At 72.0% G+C, this 24141-nt stretch carries 20 protein-coding genes; 8 read left to right on the top strand and 12 right to left on the bottom strand.

Features of this window, described 5'->3' with window-relative positions; all coding sequences use genetic code 11:
* Positions 1-170 precede the first annotated feature (170 nt).
* Both CV755_RS20340 and CV755_RS20335 read right to left on the bottom strand, forming a co-directional pair.
* Positions 171-1052 carry a helix-turn-helix domain-containing protein gene (locus tag CV755_RS20340; RefSeq protein ID WP_109281997.1) on the bottom strand — a complete coding sequence of 294 codons (882 nt, stop codon included), beginning with the start codon at positions 1050-1052 and terminating at the stop codon, positions 171-173.
* Positions 1053-1330: 278 nt separating this feature from the next.
* Positions 1331-2092 carry a GOLPH3/VPS74 family protein gene (locus CV755_RS20335; protein ID WP_109281618.1) on the bottom strand — a complete coding sequence of 254 codons (762 nt, stop codon included), beginning with the start codon at positions 2090-2092 and terminating at the stop codon, positions 1331-1333.
* A 186-nt stretch (positions 2093-2278) separates the two neighbouring features.
* Between CV755_RS20335 and CV755_RS20330 the strand changes: the two genes are divergently transcribed.
* The 4 genes from CV755_RS20330 to CV755_RS20315 all read left to right on the top strand — a co-directional run bounded on the left by CV755_RS20330 (position 2279) and on the right by CV755_RS20315 (position 8506).
* Entirely contained in the window at positions 2279-4885 is a 2607-nt protein-coding gene (locus tag CV755_RS20330) for a D-alanyl-D-alanine carboxypeptidase family protein (RefSeq protein WP_241561307.1), read from the top strand.
* Between the two features lie 149 nt (positions 4886-5034).
* Positions 5035-6897 carry a hypothetical protein gene (locus CV755_RS20325; RefSeq protein ID WP_109281617.1) on the top strand — a complete coding sequence of 621 codons (1863 nt, stop codon included), beginning with the start codon at positions 5035-5037 and terminating at the stop codon, positions 6895-6897.
* Positions 6898-7027: 130 nt separating this feature from the next.
* Complete coding sequence (locus tag CV755_RS20320) at positions 7028-7594, top strand: hypothetical protein (protein WP_109281616.1); 567 nt, start codon at positions 7028-7030, stop codon at positions 7592-7594.
* Positions 7595-7723: 129 nt separating this feature from the next.
* On the top strand, positions 7724-8506 hold the full coding sequence (locus tag CV755_RS20315; protein ID WP_109281615.1) for a class F sortase: 783 nt from the start codon (positions 7724-7726) through the stop codon (positions 8504-8506).
* On the opposite strand, the gene recQ is transcribed toward CV755_RS20315, so the two are convergent.
* The 8 genes from recQ to CV755_RS20275 all read right to left on the bottom strand — a co-directional run bounded on the left by recQ (position 8458) and on the right by CV755_RS20275 (position 18035).
* On the bottom strand, positions 8458-10326 hold the full coding sequence (recQ, locus tag CV755_RS20310) for a DNA helicase RecQ (protein WP_109281614.1): 1869 nt from the start codon (positions 10324-10326) through the stop codon (positions 8458-8460). The genes CV755_RS20315 and recQ overlap by 49 nt on opposite strands.
* An 86-nt stretch (positions 10327-10412) precedes the next feature.
* Positions 10413-12446 (bottom strand): restriction endonuclease, encoded by a 2034-nt coding sequence (locus CV755_RS20305; RefSeq protein WP_193553434.1) that lies wholly within the window; start codon positions 12444-12446, stop codon positions 10413-10415.
* Positions 12447-12572: 126 nt separating this feature from the next.
* Positions 12573-13820 (bottom strand): cytochrome P450 family protein, encoded by a 1248-nt coding sequence (locus CV755_RS20300; protein WP_109281613.1) that lies wholly within the window; start codon positions 13818-13820, stop codon positions 12573-12575.
* A 254-nt stretch (positions 13821-14074) separates the two neighbouring features.
* Positions 14075-15328: a cytochrome P450 gene (locus CV755_RS20295; protein ID WP_164503303.1), complete on the bottom strand. Its 1254-nt coding sequence runs from the start codon at positions 15326-15328 to the stop codon at positions 14075-14077.
* Positions 15325-15960 carry a GTP-binding protein gene (locus CV755_RS20290; protein WP_109281612.1) on the bottom strand — a complete coding sequence of 212 codons (636 nt, stop codon included), beginning with the start codon at positions 15958-15960 and terminating at the stop codon, positions 15325-15327. Before CV755_RS20290 ends, CV755_RS20295 begins: the two co-directional genes overlap by 4 nt.
* Positions 15941-16294 carry a DUF742 domain-containing protein gene (locus CV755_RS20285; RefSeq protein ID WP_109281611.1) on the bottom strand — a complete coding sequence of 118 codons (354 nt, stop codon included), beginning with the start codon at positions 16292-16294 and terminating at the stop codon, positions 15941-15943. The genes CV755_RS20290 and CV755_RS20285 overlap by 20 nt, the downstream gene beginning before the upstream one ends.
* Entirely contained in the window at positions 16291-16689 is a 399-nt protein-coding gene (locus tag CV755_RS20280; RefSeq protein WP_109281610.1) for a roadblock/LC7 domain-containing protein, read from the bottom strand. Before CV755_RS20280 ends, CV755_RS20285 begins: the two co-directional genes overlap by 4 nt.
* Complete coding sequence (locus CV755_RS20275; RefSeq protein WP_109281609.1) at positions 16686-18035, bottom strand: ATP-binding protein; 1350 nt, start codon at positions 18033-18035, stop codon at positions 16686-16688. The genes CV755_RS20280 and CV755_RS20275 overlap by 4 nt, the downstream gene beginning before the upstream one ends.
* Positions 18036-18215: 180 nt before the next feature.
* Between CV755_RS20275 and CV755_RS20270 the strand changes: the two genes are divergently transcribed.
* A complete protein-coding gene (locus CV755_RS20270) occupies positions 18216-18770 on the top strand; it encodes a YbaK/EbsC family protein (RefSeq protein ID WP_109281608.1) in 555 nt (184 codons plus the stop codon).
* A 37-nt stretch (positions 18771-18807) separates the two neighbouring features.
* On the opposite strand, the gene CV755_RS20265 is transcribed toward CV755_RS20270, so the two are convergent.
* Positions 18808-19296, bottom strand: a complete 489-nt coding sequence (locus CV755_RS20265; RefSeq protein ID WP_109281994.1) for an isoprenylcysteine carboxyl methyltransferase family protein — start codon at positions 19294-19296, stop codon at positions 18808-18810.
* 183 nt (positions 19297-19479) lie between these two features.
* A complete protein-coding gene (locus tag CV755_RS20260) occupies positions 19480-21069 on the bottom strand; it encodes an MFS transporter (RefSeq protein ID WP_241561306.1) in 1590 nt (529 codons plus the stop codon).
* A 437-nt stretch (positions 21070-21506) separates the two neighbouring features.
* On the opposite strand from CV755_RS20260, the gene CV755_RS20255 reads away from it, so the two are divergent.
* From CV755_RS20255 to CV755_RS20245, 3 genes are all read left to right on the top strand, one after another.
* On the top strand, positions 21507-22445 hold the full coding sequence (locus CV755_RS20255) for an acyl-ACP desaturase (protein ID WP_109281606.1): 939 nt from the start codon (positions 21507-21509) through the stop codon (positions 22443-22445).
* A gap of 185 nt (positions 22446-22630) precedes the next feature.
* Positions 22631-22888, top strand: coding sequence for an acyl carrier protein (locus CV755_RS20250; RefSeq protein ID WP_109281605.1), 258 nt, complete (start codon positions 22631-22633; stop codon positions 22886-22888).
* On the top strand, positions 22878-24101 hold the full coding sequence (locus CV755_RS20245) for a beta-ketoacyl-[acyl-carrier-protein] synthase family protein (RefSeq protein ID WP_109281604.1): 1224 nt from the start codon (positions 22878-22880) through the stop codon (positions 24099-24101). The genes CV755_RS20250 and CV755_RS20245 overlap by 11 nt, the downstream gene beginning before the upstream one ends.
* Positions 24102-24141 lie beyond the last annotated feature (40 nt).

The raw sequence follows: 24141 nt of genomic DNA, 5'->3' as shown, positions 1-24141 counted from the left end.
GTTTCCCGAAGTGCGATTGACGTTACGCGCCAACATCGCGGCATGAAGCGGCCGTTCACCCGACCGGATGGCTTGACCGGTCACTCTCTTCCCCGGGCGGGGCATGAGGTGTACCGTTCCGCCTCCGCGATCAGCGGACCGGGACAACCGTGACAGTCGGGACAACTTGCCTAGCGGGCGCTGGCGTTGGGATCGGACCGGCGGTACTCGTCGGCGATCCGGAGCATGAACTGCCGTGAGTGCTCGGCGTTGAGGGCCTGCATTCGCAGATGCTCGTACATCACGCTGTACGCCTGGACGTCATTGGGTTTCTCCAGGTAGAGGTCGCTGGTGATCCCCTCCAGATAGACCGTGCTGGCGTCCTGCGGATCCTGGAACTCCAGGATGCAGAACTTGCCGTACATCCCCGGATGCGCGCCCACGTCATAGGGCAGCACCTGCACCGTGATGTGCGGCCGCAGGCTGAACTCCACCAGGTGCTCCAGCTGTTCGCACATGATGGAACGGTTTCCCACGATCCGGCGCAGCGCCGACTCGTCGATCACGGCCCACAGCCGCAGCGGGTTGTCCGGGTCGGTGATCCGCTCCTGGCGGCGCATCCGCACCTGAACCCGCCGCTCCACCTCCGCCGCGGTGGCCTCCGGCCAGGAGCCCTCGGTGACCGCGCCGGCATAGCCCTGGGTCTGCAACAGCCCCGGCACCAGGGAGGCTTCATAGATGCGCAGCGAGGAGGCGTCGGTCTCCAGGCCGATATAGACGCTGTAGGGAATGTCGCCGAAGGCGTGCCACCAGCCTTGCTGGCGCGACTCCTTCGCCATCTGCATCAGCGAATCCACGATCCGATGATCCTCGACTCCGTATACCCCGCACAGATCGCGGACATCGCGCTGGCTGATGCTGCGGCGGCCGTTCTCCAGCCTGCTGATCTTCGACTGGGACACCAGTAGCCGTTCCGCGACCTCTTCGGCCGTCATGCCTTTGAGCTCACGGAGCTTGCGCAGCTCCTGCCCCAATCGGCGCCGCCTAACGGTGGGGTTGACACTGGACGCCACGGGACGCACCTCCGGCTCCGTCATGCTGCTTCTCCTGCTCCCGCAGCCTGCCACCACCGGCCGGGGCGGCGCTGGGAAATGGTCACACCGGGCCCGTTCCCCCAGCGGGGTGCGCACACGCGTACGGGGCGGCGGTCCGTACCGCCATCCCTGGCGGTCCGGGACCACCGCCCCGCGTGTCCTGCGCCTTACTGCGGATCCTGCGGCTTACGGATCTCGCGCCTTTACCGGTCTTGCGTCTTACGGAGACCCGGGTGCCGTCCTCGGGCCGTACCGGCTCACGAGGCGCCGGCGCGGGCCATTACACCTCCGGTGCGGTGCGGAACGGTTTCGGCAGGTGCCACGGCGCCACGGACGCCCGCCGTCCGGCGGCCGGGGGCGCCGGAGGCCACGGCGGGGGTCCGCCGGGGCTGGGCAGCCACGCCGTTCTGCACATCCAGTACCGCGTGGGCGACCAGACCGCCCATCGGGTCATGCCGGATCAGATCCCGCAGCCGGGACCGTGAGGACCGCCCCTCATTGCCGGGATAGAGGTGCTTGCCGAGTCCCACCGCGTGGGCCAGCGCGGCCAGAGCGGCGGTCCGCGGGTCCGGTGGCACTCCGGTGCGGATCGCGCTGTCCAGCCGGGCCCTGATCTCCCGGCTGATGGCCGTGTCCGTCGCCTGGTACCGGGTGGTCGGCAGCACCCCGCACATCTGGCCCGCCACGGCATGCACCATGCCGCAGCGCTCCAGGTGTGTCAGGTAGGTCTGGCGCAGCCCCAGCCGGGGTCCGCCGATCCAGTGCACGGCCCGTACCGGGCTGCCGCGGCGGCGCAGCAACTCCAGTGCGGTGTCCAGGGTCGGATCTCCTGTCGGCCGTGGCATCACCACGGCGATACGATCCCCGTCTGGGGCTATCCGTCCGGCCAGCGCCAGCTCCACTAGCTGTGCTCCGGCAAGACCGAGGTCAAGCGACTGCGGCTGCGCCGTGGTACCCGTGGCCGGGTCCAGGGCGAGCAGCAGAAGCTCCTCCGGAATTGTTCTGCGGCTCCTGCCCATCCATGCCTCCCCGCGTGGATGAGTGACAGGGTGACCCCTCTCACATTGGTCTGTCGAGGGTGCGTGGGGGCTTCGGGTGGGAACCGGTAGGTATGTCGCATCGTCTTGCACATGGGTGAAGCCAGGCAAAGCCTCTTACGCACGGGGGCGCGCGGGTGAGCCGGCGGCAGAGGACACTGGTAGACGATGAGAACGTTCGGGACGCCGGGGCGCGATATGCGCCCCGTCCCGTCGTATGACGCGGGTATCGAGGAGGCATCGGTGGCGGGCGAGTCCCCCGACAAGTCGGAGCAGCGTAAGTCGTCGGGGGAGGCGGCTGGCGGCGAGCGCGACCCCAGGCTGGGGGTCTTCCGGGAGACCGGGGTGGACGGCCCGCGTAACGATCAGGGCACGACGGCGGCCGGGAAGGCCGGTTCGGCCGGTTCCGCCGGTTCGGCAGGCGAGGCGCGTACTGCGGTCGCCACGCGCGGTGCGGACACGGACGGCGCAAGCGGTGCGGATGATGTCGATGGCGCGGGTGACGCCTCCGGCGCCGGTGCCGCTGCTGATGTCTCCGGCAAGGACGCGGGCGCGGCTGCGGATGCCGATGCGGGTGCAAACTCCGCGAAGGATGAGCGGGGTTCCGGTGGCGCGCCGTCCGGCAAGGCCGGGGTGCCCGCCGGCGGGGATGCGCGGCTGAAGGCCGCGGTGGCGGCGTGGGTCGCCAGCGCGGAGGAGGAGGCTCCGGCGGGGGATGAGGGTTCGTCCTCCGGTGCGCGTTCGTCTTCCGGTGCCGGGGAGTCCGGTGACCGTGCGGCGTCCGGTGACCGCCCGGCGGCCAAGCCGCAGCGGGCCGCGGACGATGGTGCCGCCGGGTCCGGTGACCAGCCGACCGCGGTGTTCGCGGCGCCGGTGAAGCCGGCGGCGAAGGACGGCGCCGATGCCGGGAGTTCCGGGAACGCGGCCGCCCCCAAGGCGGCGGACCGGCCGACGGCCGTCTTCGGCGCGGTGGCGGCGAATGGTTCCGGCAAGGCCGGTTTCGGCACGGCGAAGTCCGTGGCTGACAAGCCGGGTGCGGACGAGCCGGAGGCGGGCAAGCCGCGCTGGGCGGCGTCCGCGGAGAAGCCGGCTGCCGCCGGTGCCGACCAGCCGACCGCGGTGATCGGCAAGGCCGAGGTGGACGCCGCCAAGGACGCGGCGGGCAAGGGTGCCGGCCAGGCTGCCGGCAAGGGCACCGCCTCCGCCGACCAGCCCACCGAGCTGATCAAGGCGCCGGTGGTGGAGCCGGAGCGCAAGAGCCAGTTCGTACCGCTGAAGACCGATGACGCCCCGGCGAAGCCCGCAGCTCCGGCCAAGCCCTCGCTCGCCAAGCCGGCCGCGCCGAAGCCCGCCGGCGGGACGGACGCCGGGTCCGCCGCCAAGCCGGCCGTGCCGGTGTCGGTCGCGCCGCCCGCCCCCGCCGCCCCGCCCGCGGCCGGTCCGAACGGTGAGCGGCCGGCCCCCCTGGACCTGCTGGCGCAGCTGACCAACACCCCGCCGCCGCCGGAGACTCCGGTGCGCACGGTGGTGCGCCGGGTGAAGATCTGGACGCCGATAGCGGCGCTGCTGGCGATCGTCTTCTGTGTGGTGCAGGCGTTCCGCCCGCTGCCGGATGCGCGGCTGAAGCTGGACAAGGCGGCTGAATTCACCTTTGGCGGCGAGAAGTTCCAGATGAAGTGGCCGGAGGAGGGCCAGTCCGCCGCCAAGGTGGTGGGTGTCGGCAGCCTCGGCACCTTCGGCGACCAGACGCCGACGCCCACGGCCAGCATGGCCAAGGCAATGACGGCCTATGTGATCCTCCGGGACCATCCGCTGAAGATGAAGAAGGCCAACGGCCAGGATGCCCCCGAGCCGGGCGAGATGATTTCCGTTGACGCGAAGGCGGAGCAGGAGGGCAAGGCCGAGGGCGAGTCCACGGTGCACGTCAAAGCGGGGCAGAAGTACTCGGAGTACGACATGCTCCAGATGCTGCTGATCCCCTCCGGCAACAACATCGCCCGGCTGCTGGCCCGTTGGGACGCCCAGTCCGAGGACGCGTTCGCCCAGAAGATGAACGCCGCCGCCAAGGAACTGGGGATGAAGAACACCAACTACACCGACCCCAGCGGTCTGAACAAGACCACCGTCAGCACCGCCGCCGACCAGGTACGGCTGGCCGAGCCCCTGATCAAGAACCCGGTCATCCGCACCATCACCACCAAGCCCAACGCTCAGATCGGTGACATCAGGCTGGAGAACAGCATCTCCGACCTGCTGCTGAAGCACACGGGCGTGCTGGGCATCAAGACCGGCTCCTCGTCCGCGGCAGGCGGCACCCTGATGTGGGTGGCCCGTAAGCGGTTCGGTGACCAGGAGGTGCTGATCGTCGGTGCCACCATGGCCCAGCACTTCAAGGGTCTGGACCCGGACGCCCTCAACAGCCTGAAGAAGGTCAAGGACGTCAGCTACCCGCAGATGACTGCCGTCCAGAACGCCTTGGAGCAGGCCACCGTCGTCAAGCAGGGCCAGGTCGTCGGCTACCTCGACGACCAGCTCGGCGGCAAGGTCCCGGTGGTGGCCACCAAGGAGGTCAAGGCGGTCGGCTGGGGCGGCATGAAGGCCAGGTTTAGCCTGCACGCGATCAAGGGCAAGGCGCTGCCGCACTCGGCCAAGGCCGGTACGGTCGTCGGCGAGCTGGAGATCGGCACCGGTGAGGACGCGGTGAAGGTCCCCGTCGCGCTGCAGAAGGCGGCGACCGAGCCCGGTTTCGGCGCCAAGCTGACCCGGCTGGGCTGAGCGATACGGCTCCCGGCCCGTGCCCGGCACGGGCCGGGAGCCGTATGACGTCCGGAGCCTTATCGCAGGCTCGTGCTAGCGTCGCGAGAGTTTTGCGCACCGATGCGTGAAGATGGGGGAGACCTCGGGGGAAGACGGGGAGAGCAGCAGTGACCACCGTGGGGCCGACACGGACCGGGAAACCGGAGGAGCAGCCGGGCACGTCCGGCGGCCGACGAGTCCCTTCATGGGCCCGGGCCGCCAGAGCCGGCAGTCTGCCGGGGCGGGGCGAATGGCGGCCCTGGCTGAGCCGGACGCTCCGGCAGCCGGTGCCGTTCACCTTGCTGGTGGCCGCGGTGCTGCATGTGCTGTGGTTCTTCTGCTTCGCCAACAGCGGCGGCGATCTGGCCGCCCAGGACGCCTGGGCGGAGTTCGCGCTCCAGCACCCGGCCTCGGCCTACAACCTCGCCTGGTACGGCGGGATGCACCCGGTGTCCTACAGCGCCATCTCGCCGTATCTGATGGCCGTGCTGGGGGTGCGCACCACCATGATGGTGGCGGGCACCGTCTCCGCCGGGCTGATCGCGCTGCTGCTGGTGCGCAGCCGGGCGGTCAAGCGTCCGCTGTGGCCCGCGCTGTACGGGGCCTTCGCGCTGACCTGCAATGCCACCTCGGGCCGGGTGACCTTTGGGCTGGGGTCCATGTTCGGCCTGGCGGCGCTGGCCGTGATCTTCGCCTGGCCGGCCCGCTGGCGGGCCGGTGGCCGCTATCGCTGGCCCCGGGCGGCGCTGGCCGCGCTGATGGCCGCGCTGGCCACCGCCTCCAGCCCGGTGGCGGGCCTGTATGTGGGCATTGTGGCGGCCGCGCTATGGCTGAACAGGCGGCGGATGGCCGCCTATGCCCTGGGGCTGACGCCGGTGGCGGTGGTGGGCCTGTCGGCCTGGCTGTTCCCCTTCTCCGGGCAGCAGCCGATGGAGTTTCTCTCCACCATCCTGCCGCTGCTCAGCGGGATCTTCGGGATGGTGTTCACCCCCAAGTCCTGGCGCACGGTGCGGATGGTCTCCGCGCTCTATGTGCTGGGGGTGCTGCTGGTCTGGCTGATCCCCTCGCAGATCGGGACGAACATCGCCCGGCTCGGCATGGTCTTCGGAGGTGTGGTGCTGCTGGCCGCCCTGCTGGAGATGAAGGTTCCGGCCAGGGACCAGCTGCTGAAGGCGGGCCGCGGGTGGACCGCGGCGATGCTGGCCACGCTGACGGTGACCATATGGCAGACCACCAACTCGGTCGCCGACATCCTGCACACCACGCCCACCGCTTCCTGGGCCCGGCAACTGGCGCCGCTGGTCCACCAGTTGCAGCGGGTGGACGCCGGCCGGGGCCGGGTTGAGGTGGTCCCGGCGCGCAGCCACCGGGAGGCGTCCGCGCTGGCCCCGTACGTCAATCTGGCGCGCGGCTGGAACCGGCAGGCCGACCTCAAGCGGAACCCGGTCTTCTACCAGGACAGCGAGCTCACCCCGGACAGCTATCACATCTGGCTGCACCGCTGGGCGGTGCACTATGTGGTGCTGCCCAAGGGCGAGCCGGACCACGCGGCGGTCAAGGAGGCCAAGCTGGTCGATCAGGGCCAGCCCTATCTGCGGGAGATCTGGTCGGACGCCAACTGGCGGCTGTACGAGGTCAAGGACCCCACCCCGCTGGCCGCGCCGCCGGCCACGGTGCTGCGCGCGGACGCGGACGAGCTGACCATCAGCGTGCCGTCGGCGGGCCAGGTGCTGATCCGGCTGCCCTACTCGCCCTGGCTGGGCCTGCTGGACGACTCCGGCAAGCCGGTGGCGCCGCCGAAGACCGGGCCGGGCGGTGAGCCGCCGGTCAATGTCAACGGCTGTCTGACCAAGCAGGTGCAGGAGCCGGCGGACGACCAGCCGGAGGACGACTGGACGGTGCTGCACGCGCCGCATCCGGGCACCTACCGCATCGGCGCCCCGTACAAGCTGCCGCGCGGCACCGGCTGCCCGGACGATCTCGCCCGGTAGCCGGGCGCTCACCCGTTCGTCCTCGCGCGGAGTGCGGGGCGGGGCAAACGCGGCTTGGCTCTAAGGTGCGCGGAACCCCCACCTGCTGCGGTACATCGGTGTGCCGCGTCCGCGCAGCGGAGGAACGAGCATGCGTACTGCACGAGTGCTGACCGGGGCCGGCCTGGCCATAGCTGCCTTTGGGCTCGCCGGTGGCCCCGCGTTCGCCGGGGACTTCGACAAGCTGGAGATCTCACCGTCCGGTGTCCAGCCCGGTGCGACGGTCACGGTGAGTACCCTCGCCTGCGGCAAGAAGGGCATGGGCAACGGTGATGCCAGCGCCGTCGGCGGGCCCGCCTCCTTCGACCTCAAGGCGAGCACCCATGAGGAGCTGGTGACCGGCCAGTTCAAGGTGCCCGACACCGCCAAGAACGGCACCTATGGCATCGGGGTGCGGTGCAAGAACGGCAAGGAGGCCACCGGCGACCTGATGGTCAACAACGGCTCCTCGCCGGCGCCGTCCGGTTCGCCCGCCAAGGAGATGCCGGCCGGTCCCGGCAAGGCCATGCCGCCCAAGGGCGGGATGAAGACCGGTGTGGGTGGTACCAGCGACGACTCCGGCACCGCGGAGATCGTGGCGGGAGCGGCGGTGCTGGCCACCGCGGCGGTCGGCGGCACCTTCGTCCTGCGCCGCCGGATGGGCAGCGGGCGGCTCTGACCGGCGCCGAAGTCGCCGGCTGGTCGCATGCCCCGGTTCCCCGGCCCGCCCGGCCCTTCCCTGGACGGGTGGGCCGGGCACCGGGCCGGCTCGCGGCGTGCAGCCCAGTACGCCCGTGGAGAGGACCCGATGCCGTCAACGCCCCTCACCCGCCGCACCCTGACGGCCACGCTGCTCGCGGCCGCGCTGTTCACCGGGACCTGGCTGATCGACGACGGCGCCAGGACGCCCGGCCCGCCCCCGCAGCCCTCCAAGGCCGAGGCCTTTCCGGCCCGGCCAACCATGGGGCCGCGCCGCCCCCAGCCGCGCGTCCCCGCACTGCCCCGGTCGGTGCCCACCCGGATCCGCATACCCGAGATAAGGGTGGACGCCCCGGTGAAGGGGCTGGGACTGATGCCGGACGGCTCGCTGGCCACCCCGCCGGAGGACGACAACAACCTGGCCGGCTGGTACCAGGACGGCACCGCCCCGGGCGAGATGGGCACCGCCGTGATGGCCGGGCATGTGGACACCGCAGGCGGCCCCGCCGTCTTCTACAACCTGGGCGCCCTCAAACGCGGGCACGCGGTGGAGATACAGCGGGCGGACGGCCGTACCGCCCTGTTCACCATTGACGCCATAGAGGTCTACGACCGCAAGGACTTCCCCTCCCGCAAGGTCTACGGGGCCTCCGGACGGCCGGAGTTGCGGCTGATCACCTGTGGCGGGGGCTTCTCCCAGGAGATCAACGCCTATCTGGGCAATGTGGTGGCCTATGCCCATCTCACCGGGCACCGCCAGGACTGGGTCAGCGTGCCCGAACTTCCCGTACCCATGCCGTCAGGCCGGCGCGGAACCCCGCTCGGCCCCGCGCTGACCGAGCGTCAAGCAGCCTCCAACGGCAGTGAGTTGAGCAGATCCAGGATGGGCTGACCGTACTTGGCCAGCTTGTTCTCGCCGACGCCGCCGATGGTGCCCAGTTCCTGGAGGGAGTCGGGCCGGGCGGTGGCGATCTCCCGCAGGGTGGCGTCATGGAAGATCACATAGGCGGGCACGCCCTGTTCCCTGGCGGCGGCCGCGCGCCAGGCGCGCAGCTCCTCGAAGACCGGCACCGCTGCCTCGGGCAGCTCGGCCACGGCGGTGGCGCCCTTGGCCTTGGCGGTGCCGCCGCTCCTCTTGGACTTGGGCTTCTCCGGCTCCCGGCGCAGCAGCACCTGGCGCCGTTGGCCCAGCACCTCGGCGCTGGCGTCGGTGAGCACCAGGGTGCCGTACTCGCCCTCCACCGCCAGCAGGCCCTCGGCCAGCAACTGCCTTACCACACCGCGCCATTCGGCGGCGCTCAGCTCGGTGCCGATGCCGAAGACGGAGAGTGCGTCATGGTCGTGCTGGATGACCTTGGCGGTCTTCTTGCCCAGCAGGATGTCGATGATCTGGCCCGCGCCGAACTTCTGGCGCCGCTCCCGGGCCAGCCGGAAGACCGCGGAGAGGAACTTCTGCGCGGCGATGGTGCCGTCCCAGGTGACGGGCGGGGTCAGACAGGTGTCGCAGTTGCCGCAGGGGCCCTCCGCGCGCTGGCCGAAATACTCCAGCAGCCGCCGGCGGCGGCACTCCACCGTCTCGCACAGCGCCAGCATGGCCTCCAGGTGGGTGGCCAGCCGGCGGCGGTGGGCCTCGTCGCCCTCCGAGCCGTCGATCAGCTTCCGCTGCTGGACCACGTCTTGCAGACCGTAGGCCAGCCAGGCGGTGGACGGCAGGCCGTCCCGGCCCGCGCGGCCGGTCTCCTGGTAGTAGCCCTCCACCGACTTGGGCAGGTCCAGGTGGGCCACAAAGCGGACGTCCGGCTTGTCGATGCCCATGCCGAAGGCGATGGTGGCCACCATCACCACCCCGTCCTCGCGCAGAAAGCGCGACTGGTTGGCGGCGCGCACCGCGGCGTCCAGGCCCGCGTGGTACGGCAGGGCCTCGATGCCATGGCCCGCCAGGAAGGCGGCGGTGTCCTCCACGCTCTTGCGGGACAGGCAGTAGACCACGCCCGCCTCGCCCCGGTGCTCGCCGTTGATCAGCTCCAGCAGCTGCTTGCGGGGATCGTTCTTGGGCACGATCCGGTACTGGATATTGGGCCGGTCGAAGCCGGCCACAAAGTGCCGGGCCCCGTCCAGCCGCAGCCGGTGGGCGATCTCCCGGCGGGTGGCCTCGGTGGCGGTGGCGGTCAGCGCGATCCGCGGCACGTCCGGCCAGCGCTCGTGCAGCGCGGACAGCGCCAGATAGTCCGGCCGGAAGTCGTGGCCCCACTGGGCCACACAGTGCGCCTCGTCGATGGCGAAGACCGAGACCTTGCCCCGGTCCAGCAGGGACATGGTGGACTCCAGCCGCAGCCGCTCCGGGGCCAGATAGAGCAGGTCCAGCTCGCCGGCCAGGAACTCGGCCTCCACCATCCGGCGCTCGTCCAGATCCTGGGTGGAGTTGAGGAAGCCGGCCCGCACACCCAGCGCGCGCAGCGCGTCCACCTGGTCCTGCATCAGCGCGATCAGGGGTGAGACCACCACCCCGACCCCGGGTCTGACCAGCGCCGGGATCTGGTAGCACAGCGACTTGCCGCCGCCGGTGGGCATCAGGACCAGGGCGTCGCCGCCCGCGACCACATGCTCGATGATCGCCGCCTGCTCGCCGCGGAAGGCGTCATAACCGAAGACGCGCTTCAGGACGCCCAGGGCCTCGCTGTTGCTGGTGGGGTCGTTCGTGGGGTCGGCCATCTGGGCAGTGTACGAGGACCGGGCGGGGGCGATTGGGCGATGTGGACAAGCCGGGGGCTGTGGACAACCCGGTCACCCACGGGTGTCTACGCCACCTCGATGCCATACTCCCGCACCAGTGCTTCCAGGCCGCCGGGGTAGCCCTTGCCGCCCACCACAAAGTCCCAGTCGCCATTGGCCCGGCGCCGGAAGGAGCCCAGCACCAGCGCGGTCTCGCCCGGCCGGCCGTCGGAAACCTCCAACTGCCCCAGCTCGGCCCCCGAGGCGTCGGACAGCCGGATCCGGGCCTCGGTGAACCGGGACAGGTCCGCCTCCGGGTTGACCTCGGGGTCGATCGCGGCGGCCAGCACCAGGCGGTCGGCGGCCGCGGGCAGGGCGTCAAAGGCCACCCGCAGCGCGGCCCGGTCCCCGGCGGACGGTTCCTGGGCCCGTACCGTCCCATCCGGAGTGCCCGGATTGTTATAGAAGACGAAGTGGTCGTCGCTCAGCACCCGTGACCCGGCACACACCAGGGCGCATACATCCAGGGCCACGCCGCCGGACCAGCTCATGCCCAGCACGTTGTACCCGGGGTGCTCGGGGTGCCCCGGCTCGGGGGCCGCGGTACGGGCGGCGGCCGGCCCCGGCCCCAGGCGTCCGCGCAGCCCGTGCTGCCTCAGCAGCCCCAGCAGCTCCTCGCCGGAGACCAGGGTCAGCGGCTTGCCATTGGCGAAGGCATAGGAACCCGGCCCGAACCCCGAGGTCGTCACCAGTACGCCCTTATTGGCCCCGGCCCCCTGCACCGTTCCGAACAGATCCCGGACCGCCGTCGGGGGCACCGTTTTGCGATACCGCTTGACCTGCACAATGATCCGGCCGCCGCTGATCGGGTCCGGGTCCAGCGCCTCTACGTCCACCCCGCCGTCATTGGACCGGCTGGTCATCACCGCCCGCATGCCGCGCGCCCGGAACAACTCGGCCACCAGCGCCTCAAAGGCCACCGGGTCCATGGTGAAGAGATCCGGATCGTCGTCGTCCGCCGCGCCGCCGTGCGAGACCACGCCGCGGCCGACCTCGTCCGGCGTCCGCCCCGGCCGCACCACGGATCGCTGGTCGGGACGGGCCGACAGGGTGCCGCCCAGCCCGTCCACCAGGCACTCCGGTGCGCTCACCTGCTCCAGGTGCAGCCGCCCGAAGGTGGTGCGGTCCGCCGTGACCGTCGCCAGGAACAGCCGGGCCCGCTGCCCGGTGGCCGGGTCCCGGTCATCGGTGAACCCATTGAGCGCCACCGACTCCAGCGCCCCGAACTCATCGGCCGCGAACAGCTCCCGCAGCGCCAGCAGCATGCACTGCGCCAGCACCTCCCGGTACAGCGCCCGCCGCTGGGTGACCGGCCGGGCCGTCTCCTTCTCCTCGTCCAGGGACGGCAGATAGCGCACCGACTTCACCTCGGGCACCACCTCGGCCCCCGGCAGCTCCCAGTCCATGACCAGCTGCCTGGCCCCCGGGTCATAGGCCGCGCTCACCTGGTGCGGGAACTCCTCCGGCCAGGCGGCGGAGGCGTACAGCGCCGCCGAGAAGTACTCCACCACCGCGTCCGGATCGCCCTCGCGCAGGGCGGCGGTGAGCTCCGCCATGCCCGCGTTGTGCTGCCGGATCTCCTGGAGCCGGGCGGCCGCCCACTGCTCGTACTGCCGCCGGTAGGCGTCGAGTTGACGCAGCCGGCGGTCCTCGGCCTCCTGGGCGGTGCGCAGGTCGAGCTCGTACTGCGAGCGGCTGCCGAAGCCATATCTGCCCCGGTCCGGCATCGGCACCGGCAGCCCCAGGTGACCCGGCTCGAAGGGCTCCACCACCTCCGGACGGCCCAGCCGCCGGCTGCTGAACGGCTCGGCCCGGCAGCCGGTGCGCAGCAGTCCCTGGAGCGCGGCGACCCGCTGCTCGATCTCCTCGGTACGCCGCCGCGCCTCGGCCTCGCGTGCCTGCCGGTAGGCCGCCTTCTGCTCCCGGTCCAGGGCCCGCTGCTGCCGCTGGAACTCCCGCTCCTGCCGGACGCGCTCCCGCTCGCGCAGCTCCTGCTGGCGCTGCTGCTGCCGCTGGGCCTCCGCCCAGATGCCTATCAGTCCACCGGAGCGACGAGTCATGGCGGATTCCTGCCCTCCCCCCGAGACCCTGCCGTCCCGGAACCGCTTGCTGCTGGCTCGCTGACGCTCACTGACCAGCGGTGACAACTTTAGTCGGCTGACGGGGGTTCAGGGTTCGCCGGATCCTCAAGGGGCGGCCGGTGCCCCCTGGCCCAGGCGCACGGGGAGTTCCAGGACGCTGTTGCTGATGAAGGAGGGCAGTGGCACCAGTTCCTCCGGCGTCACGGCCAACTCCAGCCCCGGGAAACGCTGGAAGAGTGCGGGCAGGGCCACCTCCGCCTCCTGGCGGGCCATGGCGGCGCCCAGGCAGTAGTGCGGGCCATGCCCGAAGGCGAGGTGCCGGGTGGGGGCCCGGTTGGCGTCGAACTCATCGGCGCCCGGACCGTGTTGGTCCGGGTCCCGGCCCGCGGCGGCGTACGAGGCGAGAATCGCCTCGCCCCGGCGGATCACCGTACCGGCCAGCGGAATGTCCTCGGTGGCATAGCGCAGCGGGAAATGGGCCACGGGGGAGTCCCAGCGCAGGGTCTCCTCCACCACGGCGGTCCAGGGCACCGATCCGGCCCGGACCGCGGCCAGTTGGTCGGGGTGGGTCAGCAGGGCGCGTACCGCGTTGGTGATCAGGTTCATGGTGGTGCCATGCCCGGCGACCAGCATCAGCACCAGGGTGCCGATGAGTTCGGCCGGGGAGAGGCGGTCCCCGGCCGCTATCAGATCGCTGATGATGTCCTCGCCGGGCCGCTCGCGCTTGGCGTTCACCAGCTCGCCGAGGAGGGTCTGCATGGCGCGGCGGGTGGCCAGCACCTCCTCGGGGCCGGTGGTGCTGCTGACCAGGCTGGCGGAGAGGGTACGGAAGGTGTCGTAGCGCTCGGCGGGGACGCCCAGCAGGCCGCCGATGGAGCGCATGGCCAGGGGGTAGGCGAAGTGGCGGCGCAGATCGACTGGTCGGGACCGTGGGGTGCCGAGTCCGTCCAGTTCGTCCAGGAGGGTGTGGACGTCGGCTTCCACGCGGGGGCGCATGGCGGCCACCCGGCGGGGGGTGAAGGACTGGGTGACCAGGGTGCGCAGGCGGCGGTGGTCCTCGCCGTCGGCGGTGGTCATACCCGGGTTACGGACGAAGTCGATCAGCGGCCAGCCGTCGGGCACGGTGCGTTCGGTCAGTGCTGACCAGTGGCGGGGGTCCTTGGCGATGCGCTCGTCGGCGAGCAGGTCCTGGAGCAGTGAGTGCCGGGTGACCACCCAGGCGGGGAGGTCGCCGGGGAGGGCGACCCGGACGATGGCACCTTGGGCGCGCAGTCGTCGGATCTCTCCGTGCAGGTCGGTTGCGGTGACGTCCAGGGGGACGGGTGGGGGTGCGGGGGTTTCGGGGGTGTCCATGGGGTGGCCCTCCAATGGGTTGGGGTGGGAGCGTCGTTCTCCGGTTGCCGTTCGGGTGCGGGTTCGTCTGGGCCGGTCGCGCCCACGCGGCGGAGCCGCATATCGAGCAACGCCCCGCGCCCCTGAGGGGGCGCATCGTGCCCGGCGACGAAACGGCGTCTGCCGAGGACCGTTGCCGCTCGGGTGCGGGTTGTGGGTGGTTGCTCGCGCAGTTCCCCGCGCCCCTACGGGGGCGCCCCCTGACGGGGCGCCCCCTACGGCGCGCCCCCCGTCCGGGTCGGGGTGAAGTGGACCGGGAGGGCGGTGAGGGCTCGGGCCCAGGGGGACGGGCGGTAGGTGAGGTCTTCCGGGGGGACGGCCAGGCGGAGTCCGGGCAGGCGGTGGATCAGGGTGTCCACCGCGGTGTGGGCGATCAGCCGGGCCGGGTCCCGGGCCGGGCAGGTGTGCGGCCCCGCACTGAAGGCCAGGTGGGAGCGGTTGCCGGGGACGATCCGACCGTCCGGCGGCTGGACCGCGGGATCGCGGTTGGCGGCGGCCAGGCCCAGGATCAGGGCGTCGCCCGCCCGGATGTCCTGATTGCCCAGGCGGACATCGCGGGTGGCGTAGCGGCCGGGGAAGTTCTGGGTGGGCGGGTCCCGCCACAGCACCTCGTCCAGCGCCGCGTCCACGGTCAGCCGCCCGCCGGTGACATGGGAGCGGAACCGGGTGTCGGTCAGCAGCAACCGCACCGTATTGGTGATCCAGTTGGCGGCCGGACCATTGCCCGCCACAATGATCACCACCAGATGGTGCAGCACCTCCTCGGCCGACAGCCCGGCGGGATGGGCCAGCAGCCAGGAGGTGAGGTCCTCGCCCGGGGTGGCCGTCTTCTGCCGTACCAGCTCGGTGAGGATTTGTTGCAGCGTCTGGTTGGCGGCGCGGGCCTGATCGCCGCTGTCCACCAGGCCGTTGACGGCGGCGATCAGCCGCGGCGCGAGCTGGTCGGAGAGGCCCACCATCCGGGAGGCGACCCACAGCGGCAGCCGCATGGCGTAGTCCTGCACCAGCTCCGCCCGCCCGGTGCCGGCCACCGCGTCCAGCAGCATGTCCGCCAACTGTGCCACACTGCGGCGCAGTTGGTGCTGGTCGAGCCGGGCGAAGCCATCGCCCACCGCCCGGGACAGCCGCCGGTGCGCGGCGCCGTCGGCGAACAGCAGGGTCGGCCGGTAGCCCATCATCGGCAGCAGCGGTGAATCGGGGCGCACCAGGCCCTCGTTCAGCGCCCGCCAGCGGCGCGAGTCATGGGAGAAGCACTCCTCGTTGCGGGTGACCTCCAGCAGCTCGCGGTAGCCGAGCACCAGCCAGGCCGGTACGCCCGGTTCCAGTTCCACCGGCGCCACCGGGCCGTGCTCGGCGCGCAGTTGCTCGTACAGCTCCCGGGTGTCGCCGGTCAGCACCTGTCCGTACAGCGCGGCGGCGGCCGGACGGGACCCGGCGTGGGCAGGGCAGCCGGAGGCGGTGTCGGTCACGCGGAGGTCTCCTGGGGGAGCGGGGCGGTGAGTGATGCGGAGTGCGGTGCGGCGGCGGTGTAGAGGTGGTCCACCAGGGTCACCAGAGCCTGGGCGCTGGAGGACCGGTCCCGGGCGTCACAGACCACCACCGGGGTGTCCGGCAGCAGGTCCAGCGCCTCCCGCAGCTCCTCGGGGGGATAAAGGGGCGCGTCCGGAAAGGCGTTGGCGGCCACCGCGAACGGCACCCCCAGGTCCTCCAGATGCCCCAGGACATCGAAACCGGCCTCCAGCCGGCGGGTGTCCACCAGGGCCAGCGCTCCCAGCGCGCCATGGGTCAGATGGCGCCACAGCGGGAAGAACCGGGGCTGCCCCGGGGTCCCGAACAGATACAGCACCCGGCGGCTGTTGAGGGTGATCCGGCCGAAGTCCATGGCCACCGTGGTGGTGGCCTTGCCGGGCAGCACCTCGTCCACGCCCTGGCCGGCCTGGGTCATGGTCTCCTCGGTGCGCAGTGGCGGGATCTCGCTGAGCGAACCGATCAGCGTGGTCTTGCCCACGCCCAGCGGCCCGGCGATCACTATCTTCACCGAGGTGCGCACGGTGGACGGCAGATAACGGCCGCCATGGTGTTCAGAGTTGGCGGAGGCCATCGAGTACCTCTTTCAGCAGGGCCGGGTCGTGCTGGGCGGCTTCCGCGGTGACGGGGGGACGGGCGGTGACCAGACCGGCGTCGATCAGGTCGCCCAGCAGCACCTTGATCACCGCGACCGGCTGGCTCAGATGCGCGGCCACCTCGGCCACCGAGAGCAACTGCCCGCACAGCGCCAGGATTTCACCGCACTCCGGGGAGAGCGAGATCTCGTCCTCGGCGCCGCCCTCGGCCACCACCAGGGTCTCCAGCGCCAGGCTGTCCCGGGTGGGCGCGGCCCGGCCGCCGGTGATCACATACGGGCGTACCGGGCCCGCCCCCGAGGAGCCGGTCACGGGGTGACGGCGCGCGGCGGGCTGCTCAGGTGCTCGCCGATCCGCACCACCAGGTGCTGCATCTCCCGGGCCACCAGCCCGGCGTCCACCTCGGCGGTGCTGGAGACGGCCAGCGCGGCGCCGGGTCCGGCGGCCACCAGGAACAGGAAGCCGCCGTCGTACTCCACCATCACCTGCCGGGTGACGCTGGGCCCGTCCGCGAGCTGGGCCGCGACCTCATGGCCCAGGGAGAACAGACCGGAGCAGATCGCCGCCAGCCGGTCGGCGTCATCGATGGCCAGGTCCGGTGAGCAGGCCAGCCGGAGTCCGTCCCGGGACACCACCAGCGCGTGCCGTACCGCGGGTACCCGCAGGACGTCCGCCAGCAGCCACTCCAGATTGCCGTGCGTACTCAAGGTGTTTCCCCTTCACTGTGGTCGCGGCCCCGGTCCGTGGTCGGCCGGACCTCCCGGGCCGCCGGTGCCCCCGTGGCCTCGGCCCGGCCCACCCGGGTACCGGCCTGCAGGCTGCTCATAAAGGCCGCGGCGCGCTGCGCGGAGCGGGCGTTGGGCGACTCGGCGCCGGGCGCGGGCGCGGCCGGCGGCGGGGTCGCGGTGGCGCGGCGGCTGCGCCGCTTGGGCAGGCCGCCGGCGGTGACCGCGGGGGCGGCCTCTGCCGGGGCGGCCGTTTGCGGGGCGGCCGCTTCGCGCCCGGACGGGCGTTCCGGATCCCGGCGCTCCAGACCCTGGCGCTCCGGATCCCTGCGCTGCGAATCCCGGCGCTCCGGGTCCTGCCGCTGCGCGGGTTTGCGTACCGGCAGTTCGGGGGCGCGCGGCGGGGCCGGGGTGGCGGGGGCGTACGCGGCCGTGGACAGCAGCGCGGACGGCACCAGCACCACCGCCCGTACCCCGCCATAGGCCGAGGGCGAGTCCAGCTTCACCGAGAACCCGTACCGCCGGGCCAGCCGGCCCACCGCGGCCAGGCCCAGCTGGGGGTTGGCGCCCAGGCCCCGTCCCTCGGCGGCCTCGTCACCACCCAGCCGCTGCTCGGCCTCGGCCAGCGCGCCCTCGGTCATGCCCAGGCCGCCGTCGTCGATCTCGATGACCGCGCCGCTGTGCACCGGCCGGATGGCCACCAGCACGGTGACCGTGGGCGGCGAGTAACGGGTGGCGTTGTCCAGCAGTTCGGCGACGGCATGGATCAGCGCCTCCACCGCCCGCGGCTCCACCATCGCCTCCCGGGAGCCCCGCACCTGGACGCGCTGGTACTCCAGGATCCGGGACTGCGCCCCGCGCACCACATCCAGCAGCGACACCGCCTGCGGCCACTGCCGTCCCGGCCAGGCGCCGCAGATCACCTTCATGGTCTGGGCCTGTCGGGCGAGCTGGGCGGCGGCATGGTCGGCGCGCATCAGCCCGGTCATCAGCACCGGGTCCTCCACGCTCTGTTCCAGCACGTCCAGGCCCTGCTGCTGGGCGAGCGCCATCACCTGGATACGGTCCGCCATGACCAGGAACGCGGCCTCGGCGGCGTCGGAACGATCCTGCTGGGCCCGCAGCGCTGCCGCGACCCGCTCCACTTCCTCTTCCAGCGCCCGCTGACGGGCCGTCGCCTTCTCCCGCTCGGCGACGGCGGCGTCCCGCTGGGAGCGCATATGGTCCAGCTGCCGCCGGTTACGCGAGCGCAGCGGCACGCTGATCGCGGCGGCGAAGACCGCGCCCACGAGCAGTCCCGTGAGCACGGCCTCCGTGGTCGGCATCATCAACAGGCCCCCGGGAGGCGTGGGTCGAACTGGAGGACGGCCGTCAGCCTAAGGGGACGAGTGCACACACCGTCAACGTGGGCCGATCACAGGGGCGGTGACATCCGCCACCAGTCCGGTCAAGTCCGGACCAATGGCGGCGCCCTGCCCCATGGGCCGCCCACGGCTACCCTCGCTCCCATGAGCGATCAAGTGCGGCCCCCCTTCGGCCACTTCACCGACGTCCACCCCGCCCTGGCGGTGCTCGACCGCCTGCCCGCCCCGGTGGCCGGGGCACTCAAGGGCTGGGACGCGGCGGATTCCGTCCTCTACGCCGACAGCGACCCCGCCCACGCCGACACCGCCGTCTTCGCCGAGACCTATGGTGTTCCGCTGGAAGCGTCCGCGAACTGTGTGGTCATCGCCGCCAAGCGGGGCGGCGCGGTCACCCTGGCCGCCTGCCTGGCCCGTGCCGATATGCGCATCGATGTCAACGCCACGGTCCGCAAACATCTGGGCGCCCGGAAGGCGTCCTTTGCCCCCATGGCCACCGCCGTCGCCGAGACCGGCATGGAATACGGCGGCATCACCCCCATCGGCCTCCCGGCCGGCTGGCCCCTGCTGATCGACCGCGCGGTGGCCGATCTGCCGCATGTCCTGATCGGCAGCGGGGCACGCCGGGGCAAACTGATCGTCCCCGGACGTGAGTTGAGCCGACTGCCAGGAGTGGAGGTGCTTGAGGGGCTGGCGGGGTGAGTGTCCCCGGCGGGAGAGGGACCACCCGACGTCCTCCTCAAGCGACCAGTTCCAGCGCCTTGTTCTCCACCCGGGTGCGCACCATGAGCAGGGCCGCGTTGGCGAGGGTGAAGAGGAGCGCTGTCAGCCAGGCACCGTAAACCAGCGGCAGCGCCAGCCCTTCCGCGATCACCACGACATAGTTGGGGTGGCGCACCCAGCGGTAGGGGCCACTGCTCACCAGGGGCAGGCCGGGAACGATGATGACGCGGGTGTTCCACTGGGGGCCGAGCGAGCGGATGCACCACCAGCGGGCGGCATTGGCCAGCACCACCCCGGCCAGGGCGGGCCAGCCCACCATGGGTACGAACGCGCGGTGTCCGAGGGCGACTTCGGCGAGGGTGCCGACGATGAGCCCGATGTGGAGCGCGACCATCACCGGGTAATGGCCGCGCCCGTACTCCACGCCGCCACGGGCGGCGGCCCAGCGTGCGTGCCGCCTGGCCACCACGAGTTCAAACAGCCGCTCGGCGGTGATGGCCGCCATGAGAAGAGTCAGCCCGAGGGGCAGGCCGACGGTGCTGGGATGGGCCACGGTGGGTTCTTCCTTCCTGCTTTCCGATGTGCTGCCGGGGATGTCCGGCGTGCCTCAGGTGCGGCAAAGGGCAAGAGGCAAGAAGCACTGGGCAAACGGCGGAGCGCGGCCCATGGGTACGCCTCGTGGTGCGCCTCATTCGGATGGCGCGGACTCCGCCGGCCGGACCTGCTTCCGCTTCCTCGCAACGCGTGGCCGCCATGGACTCCTGACGCGTACGAGGCAGCAGACCGCGAGGGCGATGACGACCGCGACCGTGCCCAGTGCCGCGGACATACCGTTCATAAACGCGTCCTTGACCGCCGCGGCGAGGGCCGCGCCCCCGGGCCCCAGGCGGTCGGCGACATAGAGGCCGCCGACCGGTGAGTGCCGTACCGCATCGGCGGCGGCCGGCGGGAGCCGGGAGACGTCGGGCAGCGCGAGGCGGTAGCGACTGCCGAACACCGAGCCCATCAGGGCGATGCCGATGGCCGCGCCCACCTCGCGGGTGACGTCGTTCATCGCCGAGGCGACACCTTGCTGGTCGTGGGTGAGGGAGTTGGTGATCGCCGAGGTGCCGACCACGCCCGTCATGCCGATCCCCAATCCGGCCAGGACCAGGCCGCCGAGGAAGGGCGGATAGCCGGAACCGGCGTCGAGCAGGGCCAGGACGGCCAGCCCGCAACCGAGCAGCAGCAGCCCGCAGATCATCACCGCGCGCTCGCCGAGGCGGACGGCCAGCCGGGGAGTCGCCTCCGAGACCAGGACGATGACCAGGGCCACCGGCACCAGGGCCAGTGCCGACTTCAACGCGCTGTAACCCAGGATGAGTTGCAGATACTGCAGCCCGACGAAGTAGAAGCCGAACACCGCCATGAACTGCACAACAATGGTCACCGCTCCGGCGCGAAAGCCCTGGCGCCGGAAGAGCCGCGGATCGAGGAGCGGTTGCTCGGTGCGCAGCCCGAGGACCGCGTAGGCGACGGCGGCCAGCACCGTGGCGGCCAGCGCCGCCAGGACCCGTGGCCGCGCCCAGCCGTCCTCATTGCCCTCGATCAGCGCGTACACCAGCGCCCCGGGCGCGAGTGCGGCACACACCGCGCCCCGGGCGTCGAACCGGCGCCGGTGGAGGTCCCTGGTCTCGGGGGCCAGGAGGACGGCCGCCAGCGCGGCACCCAGCGCACCCACCGCGCCGGCCACAAAGACCGACCGCCAGCTGAACCACCGCAGCAGCACACCTGTGACCAGCATCCCCAGAATGACGCCGGCCGCCGAGCAGGCGGCCCAGAGGGCAACGCCCTTGGCCCGCTGCGCGGTTGGGAGTACGGCCGTGATGGTGGACAGCGTGCCCGGCATGATCATGGCCGCGCCGACCCCGATCACCGCCCGCCAGGCGATCAGAGCGGTGGTGCCGGACGCATACGAGGCCGCCAGGGACGCGGCCCCGAACACGACCGTACCGGCGAGCAGAACGGCTCGGCGGCCGATGCGGTCACCGAGGGCACCCAGCGGAAGGACGAGTCCGGCCAGCGCCAGTACGTAGGCGTCAACGATCCAGGTGAGCGAGGTGACGGAGGCGGACAGGCCGGCGGCCAGATCGGGCAGGGCCAGGTTGAGGGCGGCCATGGAGGCGGTGACCAGGGCCACCGCCAGGCACATGGAGAACAGCACGCCTTGAGGCGTCGTCGTACCGCCCATGCCACCGCGCTCGTCCCTGACGGCCCGGGAATCGTCAGTAGCGGTCATCGGCCATAAGTTTCCGGTCGGCGGGCGCGAGAGCTGGGGCGGGGGGCGTGAGGTCTGAGCCGGGGGGCGTGAGATTTGGGTCGGGGGCATGAGACTTGGGGCGGCGGGCTGCCCGGGGTCCGCAAGCGGCTGAGGTGATCACCCGACAAGAACTACCGGCAGGCGCGCGGCCCAGCGGGCACCATCCCGCGAACGCCGCATGTCGGGGTCCATGAATTGACGCCACCGGATCGTTCCTCCGGCTCGGACGCTCCCGGCCGGGCCGGACCCGTGACCGGCGCCGGGGTGTCGATGTCCTTCAACTGGGCGACCCGGCCAGGAGTTTGATACGCATCACGCGCTGAAACGAGTGAAATACCGTTCCCGGCCTCCCCTGGCCCGCGTTTGCAGAACGTCGCACCGATATGCCGCGAACAGGTGATGGGGGGAACGGGTGCATGGCTGAGGCCGCCGCCGAAGCGGAGCGTGTTCTGCGAGAGCTGGAGCCATCGGTGGCCCGGCTGCTGGAACGGCATCTGGCCGCCGCCCGGGACTGGCTCCCCCACCAGTACGTGCCATGGAGCGCGGGCCAGGACTTCGACGGTCCGCTGGAGGGCACGGCCTGGACCCCGGACCAGTCGCGGCTGCCCCGCGCCGTCCAGGACGCCCTGGTCGTCAACCTGCTGACCGAGGACAACCTGCCCAGCTACCACTTCGAGATCGCCACCCGGTTCGGCCGGGACGGGGCCTGGGGCACCTGGGTGCACCGGTGGACCGCCGAGGAGGACCGCCACGCCTCCGCCCTGCGGGCCTATGTCCACGCCCGTCGGGCCGTGGACCCCGTGGCGCTGGAAGAGCTGCGGATGGGACATGTCGCCACCGGCTACCACACGGGTCTGCCGACTCCCCTGCACACGCTGGCCTATGTCACCGTCCAGGAGCTGGCCACCCGGCAGGCGCACCGCAACGTAGGGGCCGCCTGCGGGGACCCGGCCGGCGAGCGGCTGATGGCGCGGATCGCCGCGGACGAGAACCTCCATATGCTCTTCTACCGGGGGCTGTTCGACGATGCGCTCGCCCTTTTCCCCGACGCGGCGCTGACCGCCCTGGCGGATGTGCTGGACGGCTTTGCGATGCCCGGCGCCGCGATCCCCGGCTTCCGGGCCCGGGCCGCGCGCATCGCCGCCTCCGGCATCTACAACCTGGATGTCCACCTGGAGCATGTAGTGGCTCCGCTGCTGCGCACGCTGAAGGTGCTGTCGGCGTCCGGGCTGGGGCCGGCCGGCCAACGGGCCCAGGAACGGCTGGGTGCCCACCTTGAACGGCTCACCTCCCGGGCGGCCAGGGCCCGGGAGCTGTTCGAGCGGATGAAGGCCGGGACCCTGGCGACCGCGTGAACGGCCCTGGACGCCGCGCCCACCAACACCCCTGGACGCCGCGCCCACCAACGCCCGTGGACACCGCGCCCACCAACGCCCGTGGACACCGCGCTTGCCAACGCCCGTGGACGCCGCACTCACCCCCGGACCCAGCCACTCACCCACCCACCCCCCACATACCGAGACACCCAGGAGACACTCGTATGCCCCAGACGGAACCGGACGCGTTGCCCGAGCCGCTCCTGGCCCTGCTCACCGAGCGCCTGCCGGCCGAGGCGGCCCCCGGAAGCCTCACTCCGTCGGCCACCTTCGAGAGTCTCGGCATGGACTCGCTGGCCCTGATGGAGCTGGTGGTGGCGGCCGAGGAGAGGTTTGGGATCGTGCTGCCCGAGGAGGCGCTGGACCTCGCCCCGTCCGCCACCCTCGCCGACGCGGCCCTTGCCTTCGCCGATGCCCGCTGAGGTCGCCATCACCGGGCTGGGCCTGGTCACTCCGGCCGGGCACACGCCCGAGGACAACTGGACGGCCCTGTGCGAGGCACGCTCGCTCGCCGCTCCTGATCCCGAACTCGCCGGGCTGCCGGTCGATTTCTGCTGCCGGGTGAACGGCTTCGACGCCGCCGCCGAACTCGGCGGGCCGCTGGCCCGGCGGGTGGACCCGTTCATCCAGTTCGCCGTCGTCGCCGCCCGGCGGGCCGTCGCCGACGCCGGCCTGGCCACCGGCGGCCCGCTGGGCGAGCGGGCCGGGGTCGTCCTCGGCGTCGGATCCAACTGCCTGAGCAGCTATGTCACCGAGTTCGGGCATCTCGGCGCGGGCCGGCCGGAGCGGGTCTCGCCGCTGGCGCTGCCACGGAGTGTGCCCAGCATGGCCGCCGGCGAGGTCGCCATCGACCTCGGTGCGCAGGGACCCAACTTCACCACCGCCAGCGCCTGCGCCTCGGGCGCGACCGCGCTCGGTGTGGCACGTGATCTGCTGCGGTCCGGCACCTGTGACCTTGTGCTGGCGGGCGGCAGCGAATCGGGCCGGTCCCGGATGGCGGTCACCTGCTTCACCAGGATGCGGGCGCTGTCCCGGCGCCGCGACCAACCCGCCCTGGCCAGCAGGCCGTTCGACGCCCGACGCGATGGGCTGGTCCTCGGCGAGGGCGCCGCCGTCCTCGTCCTGGAACGGGCGGAAGACGCCCGCGCCCGCCGGGCTCCGGTGCTGGCCATGCTGCGCGGCTACGGCGCCGGCTCCGATGCCCACCACCCCGTGGCCCCGCACCCGCGGGGCGAGGGCGCCGCCCGGGCCATCGCGGCCGCCCTGGCGGACGCGGATTGCCGGCCCGGGGACATCGGGCAGGTCAATGCGCATGGCACCTCCACTCCGCTGGGCGACGCGGCGGAGGCGGCGGCTCTGGTACGGGTCTTCGGCGACGAGGTTCCGCCGGTCACCGCGTCCAAGGGCGTCATCGGTCATGCGCTGGGGGCGGCCGGGGCGATCCAGGCGGCGTACACGGTCCTCGCCCTGCGCCATGGCGCCGTCCCGCCGGTCGCCAACTTCGGCGGCCAGGACGGTGATCACAAGCTGGACATCGTCACCGGGCGGCCCCGTCCGGCGGCCGGAAAGGCGGCCATCAGCTGTTCCTTCGGCTTCGGCGGACAGAACGCGGTCCTGCTGCTCACCCCCGGATAACCACTCCCCGAACCGCCGCACCGCACACCACATCAGACAG

The organism is Streptomyces orinoci (genome assembly GCF_003121295.1).
GTDB classification, from domain to species: Bacteria; Actinomycetota; Actinomycetes; order Streptomycetales; family Streptomycetaceae; genus Streptomyces; species Streptomyces orinoci.
Note: the sequence above shows the minus strand (reverse complement) of the source record. Positions and strands in the feature narration are given on the sequence as shown.

Coding starts and splice junctions, on each gene's coding strand:
- CV755_RS20255 (WP_109281606.1), top strand. CDS start 21,507: ATGGCTGAGGCCGCCGCCGAAGCGGAGCGTGTTCTGCGAGAGCTGGAG.
- recQ (WP_109281614.1), bottom strand. CDS start 10,326: ATGGCCGACCCCACGAACGACCCCACCAGCAACAGCGAGGCCCTGGGC.
- CV755_RS20275 (WP_109281609.1), bottom strand. CDS start 18,035: ATGATGCCGACCACGGAGGCCGTGCTCACGGGACTGCTCGTGGGCGCG.
- CV755_RS20250 (WP_109281605.1), top strand. CDS start 22,631: ATGCCCCAGACGGAACCGGACGCGTTGCCCGAGCCGCTCCTGGCCCTG.
- CV755_RS20300 (WP_109281613.1), bottom strand. CDS start 13,820: ATGGACACCCCCGAAACCCCCGCACCCCCACCCGTCCCCCTGGACGTC.
- CV755_RS20245 (WP_109281604.1), top strand. CDS start 22,878: ATGCCCGCTGAGGTCGCCATCACCGGGCTGGGCCTGGTCACTCCGGCC.
- CV755_RS20260 (WP_241561306.1), bottom strand. CDS start 21,069: ATGACCGCTACTGACGATTCCCGGGCCGTCAGGGACGAGCGCGGTGGC.
- CV755_RS20320 (WP_109281616.1), top strand. CDS start 7,028: ATGCGTACTGCACGAGTGCTGACCGGGGCCGGCCTGGCCATAGCTGCC.
- CV755_RS20270 (WP_109281608.1), top strand. CDS start 18,216: ATGAGCGATCAAGTGCGGCCCCCCTTCGGCCACTTCACCGACGTCCAC.
- CV755_RS20265 (WP_109281994.1), bottom strand. CDS start 19,296: ATGGCGGCCATCACCGCCGAGCGGCTGTTTGAACTCGTGGTGGCCAGG.
- CV755_RS20290 (WP_109281612.1), bottom strand. CDS start 15,960: ATGGCCTCCGCCAACTCTGAACACCATGGCGGCCGTTATCTGCCGTCC.
- CV755_RS20305 (WP_193553434.1), bottom strand. CDS start 12,446: ATGACTCGTCGCTCCGGTGGACTGATAGGCATCTGGGCGGAGGCCCAG.
- CV755_RS20315 (WP_109281615.1), top strand. CDS start 7,724: ATGCCGTCAACGCCCCTCACCCGCCGCACCCTGACGGCCACGCTGCTC.
- CV755_RS20335 (WP_109281618.1), bottom strand. CDS start 2,092: ATGGGCAGGAGCCGCAGAACAATTCCGGAGGAGCTTCTGCTGCTCGCC.
- CV755_RS20330 (WP_241561307.1), top strand. CDS start 2,279: ATGAGAACGTTCGGGACGCCGGGGCGCGATATGCGCCCCGTCCCGTCG.